At 51.0% G+C, this 16,487-nt stretch carries 11 protein-coding genes; 1 reads left to right on the top strand and 10 read right to left on the bottom strand.

Going from position 1 to position 16,487, the window contains the following annotated elements:
- Window positions 1-130: 130 nt before the first annotated feature.
- From BQ6873_RS13510 to BQ6873_RS13475, 8 genes are all read right to left on the bottom strand, one after another.
- Complete coding sequence (locus tag BQ6873_RS13510) at window positions 131-1,822, bottom strand: ShlB/FhaC/HecB family hemolysin secretion/activation protein (protein ID WP_083664468.1); 1,692 nt, start codon at window positions 1,820-1,822, stop codon at window positions 131-133.
- Between the two features lie 628 nt (window positions 1,823-2,450).
- Window positions 2,451-4,223, bottom strand: coding sequence for a collagen-like triple helix repeat-containing protein (locus BQ6873_RS13505; RefSeq protein WP_231949344.1), 1,773 nt, complete (start codon window positions 4,221-4,223; stop codon window positions 2,451-2,453).
- A gap of 620 nt (window positions 4,224-4,843) precedes the next feature.
- Window positions 4,844-6,253, bottom strand: coding sequence for a MipA/OmpV family protein (locus BQ6873_RS13500; protein ID WP_076593097.1), 1,410 nt, complete (start codon window positions 6,251-6,253; stop codon window positions 4,844-4,846).
- Between the two features lie 149 nt (window positions 6,254-6,402).
- On the bottom strand, window positions 6,403-7,599 hold the full coding sequence (locus BQ6873_RS13495) for a multidrug effflux MFS transporter (RefSeq protein WP_076593096.1): 1,197 nt from the start codon (window positions 7,597-7,599) through the stop codon (window positions 6,403-6,405).
- Window positions 7,600-7,996: 397 nt separating this feature from the next.
- Window positions 7,997-9,217, bottom strand: a complete 1,221-nt coding sequence (locus tag BQ6873_RS13490) for a porin (RefSeq protein WP_083664467.1) — start codon at window positions 9,215-9,217, stop codon at window positions 7,997-7,999.
- A 358-nt stretch (window positions 9,218-9,575) separates the two neighbouring features.
- Window positions 9,576-10,955 (bottom strand): L-serine ammonia-lyase, encoded by a 1,380-nt coding sequence (locus BQ6873_RS13485; RefSeq protein ID WP_076593095.1) that lies wholly within the window; start codon window positions 10,953-10,955, stop codon window positions 9,576-9,578.
- 25 nt (window positions 10,956-10,980) lie between these two features.
- On the bottom strand, window positions 10,981-12,177 hold the full coding sequence (locus BQ6873_RS13480; protein WP_076593094.1) for a M20 aminoacylase family protein: 1,197 nt from the start codon (window positions 12,175-12,177) through the stop codon (window positions 10,981-10,983).
- A 35-nt stretch (window positions 12,178-12,212) separates the two neighbouring features.
- Window positions 12,213-13,547, bottom strand: a complete 1,335-nt coding sequence (locus BQ6873_RS13475) for a DUF3100 domain-containing protein (protein ID WP_076593093.1) — start codon at window positions 13,545-13,547, stop codon at window positions 12,213-12,215.
- 140 nt (window positions 13,548-13,687) lie between these two features.
- Here BQ6873_RS13475 and BQ6873_RS13470 point away from each other — a divergent pair, with 140 nt between their 5' ends.
- Complete coding sequence (locus BQ6873_RS13470; RefSeq protein WP_076594135.1) at window positions 13,688-14,599, top strand: LysR family transcriptional regulator; 912 nt, start codon at window positions 13,688-13,690, stop codon at window positions 14,597-14,599.
- Between the two features lie 116 nt (window positions 14,600-14,715).
- Here the strand turns inward: BQ6873_RS13470 and ssb are convergent, their stop codons facing one another.
- Window positions 14,716-15,210 carry a single-stranded DNA-binding protein gene (gene ssb / locus BQ6873_RS13465; RefSeq protein WP_076593092.1) on the bottom strand — a complete coding sequence of 165 codons (495 nt, stop codon included), beginning with the start codon at window positions 15,208-15,210 and terminating at the stop codon, window positions 14,716-14,718.
- Between the two features lie 15 nt (window positions 15,211-15,225).
- Window positions 15,226-16,455, bottom strand: a complete 1,230-nt coding sequence (locus BQ6873_RS13460; RefSeq protein ID WP_407928052.1) for an MFS transporter — start codon at window positions 16,453-16,455, stop codon at window positions 15,226-15,228.
- Window positions 16,456-16,487 lie beyond the last annotated feature (32 nt).

Genomic DNA, 16,487 nt, shown 5'->3' with positions numbered 1-16,487 from the left:
CTTCGTTTTTAGCAATGTCGTTGATTCGTTCTCGATGTCGTACTCCTTTCTTCAAACGCAGCCTGTACTGTTAAAAAAGAAATCTCCCCATGTGACCATTTCGATTCTTTCAATGGTCTTTCTTGTTCTTTCAATCCATCTGGAATGAATAAGCAAAATTCAATCGCGGTGCGCGCCGGCTGGCATTGATGGGTATTTCGCCAACTGGTTGCGCGATGGATAAATCCAGTGAGTAATAACGTTGATCGGTAAAGCGCACACCGAAACCGGCGGATGCAATTTGGCTATGAGTCAGCGTGCCTGAATTTGAATAGACCCTCGCAGAGTCAGCCAGGATGTAAGGCTGAATTCTTTTTAGATAGGTGCCGTTATAGGGAAATGCGCGATTGAATTCCAGCGAGAGTCCCCAGCCTTGATCGCCTGCAATTTCACCGGCGGGATAGGCAAGACCGAATAGCCTTGCGCCGAAACCTATCTGTTCCGATAACGGAAGAATACTGTTGCTGTATTGCCCGCTGCCGCTGAACGTAGCACCGTATCCGTCAGAGAACTGTCTGCTGTGCGAGAAGCCACCTTTGATGCGCAAAAAATTGAGATCGATATTGCCGTTGATTTGATCTGCACCCAATGCGTTGAGGCCTTGGTACACACCCAGCGACCATTGTGTGCTGCTTCTGTCTGACAGTTCAGCCGAAGACAACTCCAGACTCAGGGCGCGTATATCGGAGCTCAATTCAATACTTGGCGCTGGTGCTGCCACATTCAGCGTGTAACGCGTGGCATTCTTCACAGCGTAGATACCACCAGAGATTGTCAGAGTGCGACTAGGCTTCAAGATCAGCGGATAGCTGACGTTGGCACTCACACGTTGCGTCTTTGTTTCATAATTTGCTTGCAGTTGCTGTGCGAGCAAAGCCTGATTCTGTGGTTGCCCTTTGTAGTCCGATAGCGTGACCTGCAGCAACATGCCTTGATGACGTATCGGTTGCGTATAGTTCACCCCTACATATTTTTCATGCAATGGCCCAGGCGGTGCGAGTGCACTTACCGTGAGTTGTTCTCCCAACGGCGTTAAACCGTTAGTCGTTGCACTGAATATGCCGCGCAGATGCGAGGTTGCCGTATCCAAGCTGAATGCGGTCGTGATCGGTTTACGACTCACGTTCAGTATCATTTCTGCTGCGCCATCCGTATTCACAGGTGGGCTCACTGTCGCCTTGATACTCATGCCGGGTTGCAAGCCGAGTACACCAGTGATGCGTTCGAAAGTTGCGCGACGGAGTGGGCGATCTTCCTTGAGTTGCTCGGCAATCTCCTTCAGGCGTTCTTCTGATGCGCCGGGATTGCCTTCGATCTTGACGGTACTGACATAACCTTCCACCACATTGATGACGACAATATTGTTTTTGAAGTCTTGGGCGGGAACAAAAGCGAATGAGAGCGGATAGCCTGCTTGTTGATATAGCTGCGTGACTTTTTGTGCGGCCTGCAGCAACTCGGCAACGGTCACTTCGCGATTTGTGAGTGGAGCGAATTCGGCGGCGACGAGCTCAAAGGGAAGTGTTTCTACACCAGCGATCTGGAAGCGCGATGGCACGATGCGGCTGGCGAGCAGACGTTGCATCGCAGGATCTTGTGCTTGCGGTTGAATATCAACACTGACTGGCTGAGCTGGACTCTGCTCCAGTTTAGGCAAGCTATCGAGAGGATTACCCAGGCCTGGGCTGCGTGCATCCGCAGCATTTGCACATGGCATCAAAGCCAATTGTCCCAGCGCACTCGTCAGACAGACTGCAACCACTCTTTCTATGAATCTTTGCATACAGTCCCTTTTGTCAGCATGTTGCTTACATGCGTCCTTCCAGTACTACATATCCCGATGTCACAGCGCCTTATGCACAAAGTGCGTAGGGGGCTTTAACCTTAGTTGATTTTCGACAAGAGTCAAATTACCAATTTATGCTGACATCTTTTGTAAGTGCTTACTGACGGTCTTACACTTTAAACAAGTGACCTTCGAGCAATGTCAATAAAAGACGCGCAGATTGTTAATCAAGTGAAGTTGCTTCAAAGAATGAGCTTGTCCGGTCAGTCTGAACATCCCATAAATGCGGTATTTTTGGATAAAAACGACAAACAATGTTTCTAAGAATCAATAATTTAGAATTCGAAGCTGATAACTTGGACAAGCTTTGTTGACGCTTGTGAAAATTACATTACCGAGAATTCATACTTGTCTAAAACCGACATGCTTTATTGACATCTTTATTCTTGGTGCACCGTTTGTCAGCCTAGTACGCACTTATGTATAAGACATTGGATGACAATCTGACTTCTGCTATCGCCCATTGCTCGGAAACCTCTTCGGGACTACGTGTCATCAACTGCTCCCCCATTCGTACAAAATCCCGACCACAAGGATCGGGATTTTGCGGATGAGAATGACGATCTTATTTTTTACCGAGCAATCCGTTCACCAAAGCGCTAACGGTATTAGTCACAGGTGACAGAATATTGTTAGTGCCAGTTGTGGTGCCACTGCTACCGCTGCCCGCATTGCCAGCGACTAATGGAGCAACGATAGGGTTAAGGATGTTGGTAACTGGCGACAACAAGTTTGTCGTACCGGCACCGCTAGCCAAACCGCCACCCAGCAATGGATTGATAATGTTCGTCACTGGTGTCAACAAGTTCGTTGTACCTGTACCGCCGGCTAAACCACCACCGAGCAATGGGTTAAGCAAACCTGTAACAGGTGCCAACAAATTACCTGTACCGCTACCACCGGCCAGACCACCACCAAGCAATGGGTTAATGATATTGGTCACTGGTGACAACAAGTTCGTTGTACCTGTGCCACCAGCCAAGCCACCACCGAGCAATGGATTGAGCAAGCCTGTGATTGGTGTCAACAGATTACCGACATTGCCGCTACCTGGAGTGCCACCCAAGCTGCCACCCAGCAATGGATCCAGGATGGCAACAACTGGCGTCAAGATATTGGTGGCACCACCTGTACCGCCACCTATGCCCCCCAAACCACCAAGCAATGGATTGACGATGTTGAAGACTGGCGACAGGATGTTAGTCGTACCGCCGGTACCGCCCAAGCCACCAAGTAATGGATCGACGATGTTAAAGACTGGAGCGAGGATGTTGGTCGTACCGCCAATTCCACCGATACCGCCCAAACCGCCACCCAACAATGGATTCACGATGGCGATGACTGGCGACAGGATATTAGTCGTGCCACCTATTCCGCCTATACCACCGATGCCACCCAAGCCACCACCGAACAGTGGATTAACGATGGGCGACAACAACGCGAGCAAATCACCACTTCCAGAAACATTAGAAGGGTTCGCAAGATTGCCCAGGTTCGTGAACAAGATGCCTAATCCAAGCGATTGCGAATCTTTTTCGTGAACCAGAATGCCAGTCGATGTCACCACATTGCCGAGTGCAACGACTACACCACCCAGATTGTTCACGACAGGTACGCCGCTTTTTGTCAGAGTGCCGCCGACGTTACCAAGAACGTTGCCGCCCACAGTGCCGAGGATGTTATTAACTGGTACACCAAGGCCGGTTGTTTTACCCACAGCTTGCGTCAAGTTTGTGACGTTGTCGGTGAGTGGAACAATTGTATGACTGAGCGTCTGTGTAATTCTTTCGACAGGGCCAGTAGCAAGCAAGGTTGTCAATGGCACAGAGATGTTGGAAACAGTCTGACCGACATTCGTAACCAAGCCACCGACCGGTGTTGTCACCGGCGCCAGTACTGACAGTTCGCCACTACCGAGATTGGTAACCAGTGTCCCTGCACTACGTACAGTTACCCCGGTTTGATCAACGACATTGCCGGTATTGGCCAGCGTCACGCCGACTGGATTGTCGATCAAACCCATCTGGCCCAGACCGCTGCTAATGCCATTGCCGAGTACGGTAACGATGCCACCGCCATCAACAACCACCTTGCCCAAATCTGTTTGCGTTTGTTTAGGAACAATCGGCAAGTTTAGGTTTCCAACTGTTGTACCGACGCCGGATACTGCGCCGCCGACTGCCGAAACCAGATTACCGGTCTTGTCGACGATCACCCCTGTCGTCGTTACCTTGGCTGGTGTGCTGTTATCGCCTGAACTGCTAGAGCCGCTACCAACCGTTTTAGTGGTGGTGCAACCGCTCATCAACACAATGGCTGAAAGGAGCGCGGTGCTCATCATTGTTTTCTGTAAGTTGTTCATCCTCGTTCCCCTCGTTTTAATTCAAATATGAAGACCCGTACTTTCCAAGTGGCAAATTGCATGCCAATCGGAAAAAGGCGTTTTACATTTTTTTTGTTTTTTAAAAACCACTTAAAAATCAAATACTTGAATTGAAAATTAAAGGAATGTCATCGCTATTCTTACGGTCTTGAATAGCGTGTTCCGTGTTACTTGTAACGTAACGTTCGGAACAAAATGTTCTGTATTTCAAGATTTATGGCTTCTTGAACTTTCTTTGGAAGAGAACAGTCATCTATGACTGGCTACTTATCTTTTGTAGTCGTTTAGTTCAAAAATCTGACGGTTATGCATTACGTGTTGACGCACATCACACTAGGTTTCCCGCAACACACGCTGCAGAAATCACGGCAATGACACACTACGTACTAGTAGAAGAAGGATGGAGCGAAGACGGTGTTTGAAGAGGGAGAAAACGCTGTGTGATAAGACAGGAATGAGTATCGAGACTCACATAGACGCACACCTAAGTGCATTGAAACTCAGTCGATCAACTCTGTTCTCAAGACGGCAAAACAAAAGTCCGCCACACAAACATCATGTGACGGACTCAGTGATTAGATTTTCATTTCAAAATAAGTGTAGAGGTAGTTCGAGCCACCATTCACGCTGCCAAGCAGGCGAGACGAACCGAAGATGCCTGAACGGTGCGACACACCGACACCAACATATGCATCCTTCAATGCTCGCGAGCCGATCAAATCACCCAGACTCACGTCTATCGTCGGGTCCAGATAATTCAACAAGCGCGAGGTAGGTCGATCACGCGCGGCCTGACTACTCGCTTCGGTGTACGGCACACGATTGGCGAATGAAGCCCCCAATCCAAAACCGAGACGTGTCTTGACTCTATCGTTCCACGGCAAGCCGTAGTAATAGGCCTTCATGAACAGATCGACCTGCACGCCGTTAGCCTGCAAGTTTCTATCGTCGTGATACACCACACCGGCATAACCGACAAAATCAAGCGGCCAACCGTTGAGCTTCTCGATAAACGGTTTACCGATGTGCACACCCATGATGCTGGTTGGATTCGTCTTATCCAAGTCGGCACATTTGAAAGTCAGGATTTTCGCCAAGTGACAGCTATCAGCGCCGGCTCGGCCATACAGAACGCGCACATACGTCGGCGTTTTTTCATCTGCCCACAATTTCTTGTAACTACCAAAATCGTAAGCAGCACCGATGAAGAACGATGGTTGCAGGCCTTTGCGCACAATTGGGCTATCTTTTATATCGCTACTCAAGGATGTCAGCGATACACCTGCCAACAAGCGCCAGCGTTCCGTCACATCGTAAGAGCTATACAAATTCAGCGAAACATTGGTGCCTGCCCCCGACCTATAAGCAGGTCGGCTTGCAGTCGCTTCACTCGATAGCACGCCGTAGTAATAGTTATTGAGCTTGGAGTCGCGCATGGAGATACCCACGCTAGGACGCAAGGTCAATCGACCCGAACGCCAATCATAGGCATATTCAAGCTCAAGCTCATTACCATTCGAAGTGCCACTGACATCATGCAAAAGCGACGCATAGAGCGTCCCCCACGGTTGTTGATAACGATAAGTAAATCCCAGATCAACACCGGTGCTACGTGCCGTCATCCCGCTCAAGACAGGAATTTTTCCATCTTCAGGAAATCCTTCCAGACGCCGGCGAAAGAAAACGTCAAAGCGCTGTTCTGCATCCGGAACGTATTTGATACCGATGCGATTCGCCTGCACGGAAACATGTTCGCCCTCATATAGATAGAGCGGCAGCAAATCGCGCCGCACACCACCACCGATATAAGGAGATTTTTCCATGCGCATGACAGCGCCCAGTCCGGCACCACCAGGCTCTGTAATCAAATCACTGAAAGGACTGGACGCCGTCTGCGCATGTGCAGTCACGGCAGTAGAGAATGCAAAAATCGACAGTGCGATTTTTCGAGTGACTTTGCTGCGTTGAAATAAGGATATTACCATCAAGAGTTCTCTTTTTAAATTGTTCTTATGGGAAGACTGAAGCGTCTTGTTTGGATAGCGGATAAAGAATCATGCACGCATTACTAGCTCATGGCAATTTTGCATCGACATGCCTGATTTAATCTGTGCGGTAACAAACATGCGAGCCCTTATTTATTGCCGTGCAATCTCGCCTTACTCAAGGTTATCCACGACATTGCCAAGGCCACCAGTGAGCAAACTGCAATACCCACCACCATAGGCCTTGCGCTACCGTCTACAAATAAGCCCACGAAGGCCATCACCAAAGCACCCGTCACGAATTGCAGCGTCCCCATCAATGCCGAAGCCGTACCTGCGATGGCACCGTGCTCCTCCAATGCAAGCACCGATGTCGTTGGCACCACCAAACCAAGGAAGCCATAACCGACAAATAACATCACTAACATCACATCCAAACGATCTATGCCTATCAGATTGATTGCAAGCAGCAAACTCATCACCAACGCATAACCCACTACGGCAACCTTTACTACCGGCACCAAGCCAAAACGCGCACTTAAGCGTCCGGTAAATTGCGACACCCCGATAAAGGCCGCCGCATTGGCAGCAAAGGCAATACTGTATTGCCGTGGTGTCAGGCCATAGTGATCAATCAGCACAAACGATGAATTGGCCAGATAAGCAAAGAAACTGGAAATACCAAAAGCACCGATGAATACCAAACCCAAAAAGTGGCGATCGCGCAGTAGCAAGCCATAACCCTGAAGCGCGCTGCGCACACTGCTATCTACACGCTGCTCGGGTGGACGCGTCTCTTCTTGACTGGTCGCGAGCAATACCAAGGCCATCACAGCTGCCACCGTTACAGCCCAAAACACACTGCGCCAACCCGCCCATTCAATCAAAAAGCTACCGGCGAGCGGCGCAAGAATAGGCGACACGCTAAACACCAGCATCAACAGCGACATTAATCGTGCGGCATCATGACCTGTGTGTAAATCACGCACCACCGCGCGCGGAATCACCATGCCTGCGCTCGCACCCAATCCTTGCAGGAAGCGCAAAACGATCAAGGTTTGAATGTCCGGTGCCAGCGCACAACCCACACTGCAAACAGCAAAAAGTATCAGACCAAAATAAAGCGGCAACTTGCGCCCCATCATGTCCGAAATCGGACCATAGATGATCTGGCCTATGCCTAGCGAAATGAAAAATGCCATCAGACTTGCCTGCACGCCACTCGTGGACGCACCCAAGGTTTGCCCTATCGACGGCAAAGCCGGCAAATACATATCAATGGCGAACGGACCGATGGCGGACAGCAAACCCAGCACCAGCGCATTTTTCAGGAAAGGTGTATTCATTGATTGATCTTATTCAGGAAACAGTATCATGCAAGCCATGATCTCTTGAAGCAGCGCATCAGCGTTGATACGCTAGCGATCAGAGCGAATGGTAGAAAAACTTAGGCAAGAATGATTTGCCTACACGCAATAATCGTTCCGCAATGAAAAACGGAGCCACTAGGCTCCTTAGAAGTCTTTGCAACAAGCAAGCAATCGTCACCAAGTGTCGTTAGGTGAGATTTTACGGGAATTCAGTTGATGCCGATGCAAAATGCTGTAGAGCGAAGACAATCAAACAACATAGGCAACAGCGCGCGCAGATTTCAGTAACGCGCACCGTCAAATGTTTACAGGAATACTGAAGCTAGACATTGCTTCATCAGGGCAGCATATGTGAACCGCCCTGATGAATACCTTAGAAGCGCTGACGTATGCCCACGCCAAAACTGATTCCACTGGATTGCTCTGTCAGCTTGTCGTAACTGACCACGCTATACACATCGGTACGTTTGGAGAAAAAGTAGTCATACCCCAGCGAGGCCGTATTACGAATGATCGACGACTTTACACCCGAGCTGCCCAATACGGCACTGAAGTTGCCATCGGCCTTCACATTGGTGCGAGCCCAAGAGAACAAAACAGAACCTTTACCCACAGGCACGCTGGTACCCAATTGCACCGTATTCGATTTCAGATCATATTGGCTGTCGTCCGCCGCCCCAATCAAGCGGCTCGTCCCATAGTTCAGTGTGCCAAAGAGCTTCATGAATTGCAGGTCATAAGCGCCACCGACAAACCAGGTGTCATTCTTGGACGCAGACAACGTATAAGTCGCGCCGGTCACCTGGTTGTACGGAGTAAACGTGAAAACCTGGGAAGCACCATTGGTAACTGGATCGAGTGGGTTATTGACCTTTACAGATTGAAAGTAGGCACCGAAAGAAAGCGGCCCACTCTCATACATGGTATTCGCGCCGTAGTTGTTCTTGCTCGCATTTCCTGCCTGCTCGCCAAATTGAAAGAACAGGCTGGTAGTAAATCCGCCGAGTTTCGGCGTGACATACATGATCTGATTGCTCCAACCCGTATCGCCGGACACGGTTGGCGACCAGGCCTGACCACGATAGCGACCTGAAGGCGTCTGTGTATGCAGTTCCAGTGGCGAGAATGCGAATGAACCTCCGAACGGGCTGAAGCTCAATGTAGGAATGAAGTTCGGCGCCACATCTCGTCCCAGAGACACGCGCCCAAATGAACCGGAAAGCCCCACGTTGGCATCCCGCGCGAACGCTGAGTCAGAATTGAAACGTCCCAGAGCGCCAACATCAGGTCGCAAGAAACCGGTCAACGCAAAATGCGCCCGCAAGCCACCACCCAACTCTTCCGTTCCCTTGACACCCCACCATGAGGTTTCCATGCCGCTGCTGTTCACGCCCGATGTGCTCCGCGCATCACCACTATTCTTGGTAGCCCCGGCATAGACATCGAGCATGCCGCTTACCTGCACAGAGGTCTGTGCAAAGGCACTCATAGAAAATACCGATGCGGCCAAGCCTAGTACGCCACCTATGGCAGCATGCTTTACCAACCTGATGGAACACTCTTTCTTTAAAGTAAATCGCGCAACTTCCTTCATTGTCTCTCCTCCGATATTTTTATCTCTACGTGTTTGAACACACGACTAAACAAACCAGCATGTCAGCCACTGGTTTGATTTAGCGATACTAGGAGAGAAGAGTGATGCGATCTTGTTCAACAACGAACAACTCATTGTCGAAATCAGTATTTGAAAGACACGAATTGCTCTTTGCGATAAGCCAAGCCCAAGACTCATGCAGGCGACTCATGATGAACCGCAAGCCGGAAGATAATTTTTGATAGCCCAAACAAAAAATGCGAAGCCTCAGAGAGAGCTTCGCATTCTTATTGATACATACAGTGCAGGCAGATATTAAAACGGTAGTTTCACATGAGCGGCTTTTCGAAAAACTCCTTCAGCATTCGATCACATTGACTGCAAGGCCGCCGCGTGATGTTTCCTTGTACTTCGTTTTCATGTCTGCGCCGGTCTCGCGCATGGTTTTAATCACATTATCAAGCGACACAAAATGCCGTCCGTCACCGTGCAAGGACATGCGCACTGCATTGATGGCTTTGACCGACCCCATTGCGTTACGCTCGATACAGGGCACCTGTACCAATCCTCCAATCGGATCGCAGGTCAGACCGAGGTTATGTTCCATGCCGATTTCAGCTGCGTTTTCAACATGCTCCGGCGTGCCGCCCATTACTTCAGCCAAGCCTCCTGCAGCCATAGAGCATGCCACTCCAACTTCTCCCTGGCACCCGACTTCCGCCCCGGAGATCGAAGCGTTCTCTTTGTACAGTATGCCGATCGCTGCTGCAGTCAGCAAAAAACGTACGATGCCATCGTCGTTCGCACCCGGCACAAAACGATGGTAGTAGTGCAGCACCGCTGGAATAATGCCGGCCGCGCCATTGGTCGGCGCGGTGACGACACGGCCGCCCGTGGCGTTTTCTTCATTTACCGCCAGTGCGTATAGATTGACCCAATCGAGAGTAGTCAGTGGATCACTCACACCACCTTCCGACTGCGTCAGCAACCTCTGATGCAAAGCAGCTGCACGACGTCGAACTTGCATAGGCCCAGGCAAGGTACCTTCCTGCTCGCAACCGCGCGTGACACAGTCCTGCATCACATGCCAGATTTTTAGCAGGCCGCTGCGAATCTCTTCTTCGGAACGCCAAACTTTTTCGTTCTCCATCATCAATTGGCTGATCGAGATGTTGTTGGCTGCGCACAGCCTCAACAGGTCTGCGCCGCTATTAAATTGATAGGGCTGATTCGTGCTGTCTGGTACGAGACGGTCTTCTGCGGCAGCATTTTCATTGACTACAAAGCCGCCACCGATCGAGTAATACACTTTGCTGACAAGCTCAGCCTGATTCGCATCGTAGGCAGTGAAACACATGCCGTTGGTGTGATACGGCAATATACGCCGCCGGTAAAACAGCAAGTGTTCCTTTTCAATGAAAGCGACTTCTCGCTCCCCCAGCAGCTTGATACTGGCGCTGCTGCGGATCTGGGCAAGCTTGGCCTCAATCGTGTCGATATCGACCAGATCGGGAGCTTCGCCCAGCAGCCCGAGCAGCACCGCCTTGTCACTACCATGACCTTTTCCGGTCGCACCCAGTGAGCCAAACAACTCTGCCTTAATACTGTATGTGGAATCCAGTAGGCCGTTTTCTTTCAAACCGTTGGCGAAGGTGGCAGCAGCCCGCATCGGCCCTACCGTATGAGAGCTGGAGGGACCTATGCCTATCTTAAACAGTTCGAATACACTGATTGCCATGCTGTTTCCTTCTCAGGTGAGGTAATTACGCGGCAACTGCAGCTGTTACGCTTGCATCAGCGGTCGTGGCACTCGTGCCCATCACATCGCGTACCAGTTCGATCCAGAACGACGCCCCGAGCTCGATAGTATCGTCATTGAAATCATAATGCGGATTGTGCAAAGGGATCGTTTCGTCGCGATCGACACCCATCCATATATAGGCACCTGGCTTGCTGTTGAGCATAAAGGAAAAGTCTTCCGACGCCATCGACGGCACACAATCCCACTCGACTTTATCTTTTCCAACCACCGCGCTCGCAGCGCGAATAGCGATATCGGTTTCGTTATGAGAGTTAATCGTCGCCGGATAGGCATAACGGTAAGACACCGTTGCGCTTGCACCGTTGGATTGCGCAATGCCGCTGCTAATCTCTGTCAACAGATCATGAATACGACGCTGGGTACTCGCGGAAAAGCAACGTACAGTGCCGCGGATGACTGCCGTGTCGGGCAATACATTCCAGGCTTCACCACCGTGAATTTGAGTAACGCTGACAACCGCAGTCTCCTGCGGCGGCAAGCGACGGCTAACGATGGTTTGCAAAGCCAGCACCAACTGGCTGGCACAAACCAGCGAGTCGATACTGCGCTCCGGCATCGCTGCATGGCTGCCGACACCCTGGATGGTGATTTCAAACGTATCGAAAGATGCCATCATCGGTCCGTGATTGATGGCAAAACGCCCCATAGGCACGCCAGGCCAGTTATGCATGCCAAACACCATGTCGCATGGGAAACGTTCAAACAAACCATCTTCGATCATGACACGGCCGCCACCAGCGGCTTCTTCGGCCGGTTGAAAGATGAAGTTAATCGTACCTGTCCATTCGGTATTCTTGCTGAGTGCGACTGCAGCACCGAGCAACATTGCCGTATGACCGTCATGACCACAGGCGTGCATCTTCCCTTCGTGCTGCGATTTGTGGGCAAAGTCGTTTTTTTCAGATAACGGAAGCGCATCCATATCGGCGCGCAGTCCAATCTTTGGTCCGTCACCACGTTTCAGCGTTCCGACTACACCGGTACGACCCACACCTTCTTCAACAGCAATACCATTTTCACGTAACACCGAGGCAACCAGCTGAGCAGTTGAAACTTCTTCGAAAGCCAATTCCGGAGAGGCATGAAAAGTGTGTCGCCACTTGATCATGTCTGCGATGAGATTCTTATCCAGAGACATTTTTTACCTTTTCTTCAATCTATTAATAGATGTGTTCAATGGTGGAAGAACTGCGCGATCACCGTAGCGCCGAGGAAAGTTCCTGCATTCGCCGCGAAGGACACCACGACGATGCGCCAACCGAGACGACGAAACGCTGGAATATCCTTGGCGATGGACAGGCCCGCAAAAGTCAGCATCGGTGTGATGAATGCGAGGAAACTAATCTTGCCGGTCATCTCCGCAATCTGCGGCGCCCACGGACAGATCGGAGCGGTCAGAAGCATGGCGATCAGCGACACCCAGCACACGGCGGGGATTTTCTTACCGAAAGATTTATTCGCTAACACGCCGACCATCACTGCAAATAAAACAATCAACATTCCCGGCAACGCTGCAATCGGATTACTGCCATGGGCGATCCAGTCGCCTATCAAGGTCAAGCCGCCAGACAACGCCCAAGCGAAACAGACACCGACAGGACCAAGTGCACCGCCGTGATCGACGACATGCTCAACGGCAGTTTCTTTTTGCGTAACGGATGCTGTGGTGGTGCGACCAAGTATCGGCTCCAGCACGCGATATCCCCACACTGCCAGTGGCAGCGAGATGAACAGTGTGAAGTAGGTACCGATGGTTGTGGTGATCAGATTGCTCGCCGCAGCAAAGGTCATGACTTGCTTGGCCATCTCCGGTGTTTGTTGCGCGGCGATCGCGCCAGACGCGGCCGCCATCATGCTGCCGGAACCTACGCCGGAACCCATAGCCAGGGCAACCGGATGAAAGATATTCAAACTGGCGATGAAACCTGCCAACACTGCGATGAACAGCGCACCAAACACTGTACCGGTCAGATATTCTGCCAATACCCCACGCCCTTCGGGAGAATCCATACCGTACTTCTCACCAATGATGGCCAGGCTAGGTTCGCGTCCGACGGAAAACGTCGCACCGATAGCCTCACGCTTGATACCCAGCAGCAAAGCCAGCGGCAAACCAATCAGTATCGTGCCGACAAAATGTCCGAACTCCTGAAACACCAAAGCCCAGCCCGATTCCACGATCTGCGGCAAGGATGAGCCAACCAACAAACCGAGCTTGGCGACAAACAGCAACAGTGCCGGCTGCAGAATTTTGGCCGCATCAAATTGCATCACGGTGTCGATACGCACGGGCGCAGGAAGTACGTTTTTGGACAACCCCAATATGGCGCCTATCAGCAGGGCCCAAATCATAGGCAACAAGACCACCTTGCCGGGACCAATATTGAACGTAAAGGAACCGATCAACTCGGCAATGACCAAAATAATGGCCGCGCAAACATACAATTTCACAAAGCGAGGAAGACTGTTGCCACTTGGCATTCCACCTACTTCAATTGTTTTTCCCATCGTCTCGCCTCTTAATTTTGCTAAAAAAGATTGCATCAGCCGCTCTGAGCAGGCGCTGATTCTGCCGAGATTCTGATCTATAATTAATTGCAATGGATCATAAAATTCATTCTAATTATTAGAACATGGAAGTCGACGATATGTACGAAACACTCAATGAAGCACGTCTTGTTTATCTGTTCGAATCGATCCAGCGTGGCACCATGCGTGCGGCCGCAGATGCACTCAACATAGCGCCCTCGGCAGTCAGCCGGCAAGTCGCGCTCCTCGAAGAAGAACTCGGGATCACCCTCATTGAACGTCACACAAGAGGCATCAAGCCGACTGAAGCGGGCAAGCTCTTGTCGCAATACTATCGTGAACAGCACTCTCACAAAGCAGATGTCCTGGCTGAACTGCAAGAGCTCCGCGGCCTACGGAAGGGTACTATCCGTATTGTTCTGGGAGAAGGATTTGTGTCCGATATGATGGCCGGGCCATTGGCGAAATTTGGCGCGGACTACAAGGATATTTCGGTCGTGCTCGATGTCGGCGGCACCAGCGAGATCATGCGCAGAGTCAGTGAAGATGAGGCCGATATGGGGCTGGTTATGAATCCGCCTCCCGACAATAAGATCGTCTCACGCAAGTACAGCAGGCAACCTATCTATGCCGTTGTCGGCCCGGACTTCCCCTTATTGCACAAGCCAGGCCCGTTTGAAATCAAGGACTTCCTGCCGTATCCAATGGCGCTCAATCATACGACCTTCGGCCTGCGCCAGATCCTGCAACTGGTCGAACAAACGGAGAAAATCCGCCTAACGCCGAATCTGACTACCAATTCCTTCTACATTTTGCGGCAATTTGTTCGCCTGCAAATGGGCGTAACTTTTTTACCATCCTTCGTCGTTAGCAGCGAACTTGCCTCCGGTGAGTTATTCACTATCCCGGTCAAGCACCCAGTCATGGAAAATGCCGAAGCGCATTTGATTACACGTAGCGGCCGCAAACTATCAAGCGCCGCAAATAAAATGTTGCAATACATGTCGTCGCGATTAACTTCGATGCAGTGAACGGAGAATAAAAAAGCGCCCGCCATCAACGCTGACGCTTTCGCGAGACCAGTAAAAAGCCCCTGCCAGATATGAATCTGACAGGGGCTTTTTTACTTTACAGAACCAGGTATCGATTAGAAAGGAATATCGTCATCCATATCGTTGAAATTCGATGCTGCCGGTTTGGCGGCTGGACGTGGTGCGCTGCTGCCACCGCCCGAACTCTGACGCGGCGCTGGTGCGCTGCTACCGTAATCATCATCCATCGGAGCGCCACCACCGCCACCTGCGCCTGGACGACCGCCCAGCATTTGCATCGTGTCAGCAATGATTTCTGTGGTGTAACGCTCAACGCCGTCTTTGTCTGTCCACTTGCGTGTTTGCAAACGACCTTCGATATAAACCGACGAACCTTTTTTCAGGTATTGACCGGCGATTTCAGCCAGTTTGCGATAGAAGGTGATGCGGTGCCATTCGGTGATTTCTTTTTTGTCGCCGCTGTTTTTGTCTTTCCAGCTTTCCGTCGTCGCCACGGCCACGTTGGTCACCGCTTCGCCGTTAGGCATATAGCGTGTTTCAGGATCGCGACCCAGATTGCCGACGATGATGACTTTGTTGACTGATGCCATTAGATATTTCTCCGATTAAACTACGGCAGCCTGAACCTGGCTGCGGCGCGGTACGTTTTTCATATTGGCAGCAATTATAAGCCACGCCACCGTTAATACTGAACCCAAAACAAAGACAGATGCACCGCTGACATGTTGCGTCAGCCAGCCACCCAATGCGCCACCGCAAAACAAACCGAGTGCCTGCAAGGTGTTATAGACGCCCAATGCAGCACCCTTGCTGCCTGGCGGCGCGATGCGTGATACCAAGGAAGGCTGACTCGCCTCCAAAATATTGAATGCGATAAAAAAGGCCAGCAACAAGCCTATCAGCCATGTCCAATGCGCCTGTGTTTGTGACAACACCAGCCACATGCCGATTTGAACCATTAATAATAAGGCAATCGCGCCGACAAATACTTGCTTGGACTTGCCGCGTTTTTCACCAATAAAGATAGGCGGCAACATCAAGATGAAAGAAACCAGCACCACCGGCAAATAGATTTTCCAGTGTTCAGCCAGCGGCAGATGGCCGAAGCGGATCAAGGCGGACGGCATCACGACAAACATCGCCATTTGCGTCAGATGCAAGGCAAACACACCGTAGTTCAGGCGCATCAATTCGCCATTCGCCAAAATTTCGCGTATGGACACACGATTCGGCGGCAAAGCCGGTGCGGCAGGAACTATATATAAGACAACAAAAATCGCCAGCACCGACAAACCACCCGTCAGCGCGAAAATGCCACCCATGCCGATCGCCTGATACAGCAAAGGCGAAATCACCAACGAACCGGCGAAGGTCAGTCCGATAGAACCACCAACCATCGCCATTGCCTTGGTGCGATGCTCTTCTCTGGTCGAATCAGCAATAAACGCAGTGACTGCAGCAGAAATCGCGCCCGCGCCCTGCACTGCGCGCCCGATGATGACCCAGACGATATTGTCGGCCGCAGCGGCAATGAAAGAACCCAGCGCAAACAGAATCAGCCCGATGACGATAATGCGCTTGCGTCCGTATTTATCCGAGGCGATACCGAATGGTATCTGCCCGAAAGACTGTGTCAAACCGTATATCCCCATTGCCAAACCGACCAGAGTCGCACTCTCCCCGCCCGGCAAGCTTTTTGCATGAACGGAAAAGACCGGCAGAATCAGGAACAGCCCCAGCATCCGCAACGCAAAAATCGACGCAAGCGATGTGCTGGCGCGGATTTCGGTGCGAGTCATACCGGAACTGACGTCGTTTGATGAATTGGATGACATGTAAGCAGGGAAATAGAACAAGAAGCGGTTTA

Source organism: Herminiimonas arsenitoxidans, assembly GCF_900130075.1.
In the GTDB taxonomy this organism is placed as follows: domain Bacteria; phylum Pseudomonadota; class Gammaproteobacteria; order Burkholderiales; family Burkholderiaceae_D; genus Oxalicibacterium; species Oxalicibacterium arsenitoxidans.
This window is presented reverse-complemented; position numbering and strand designations above follow the sequence as displayed.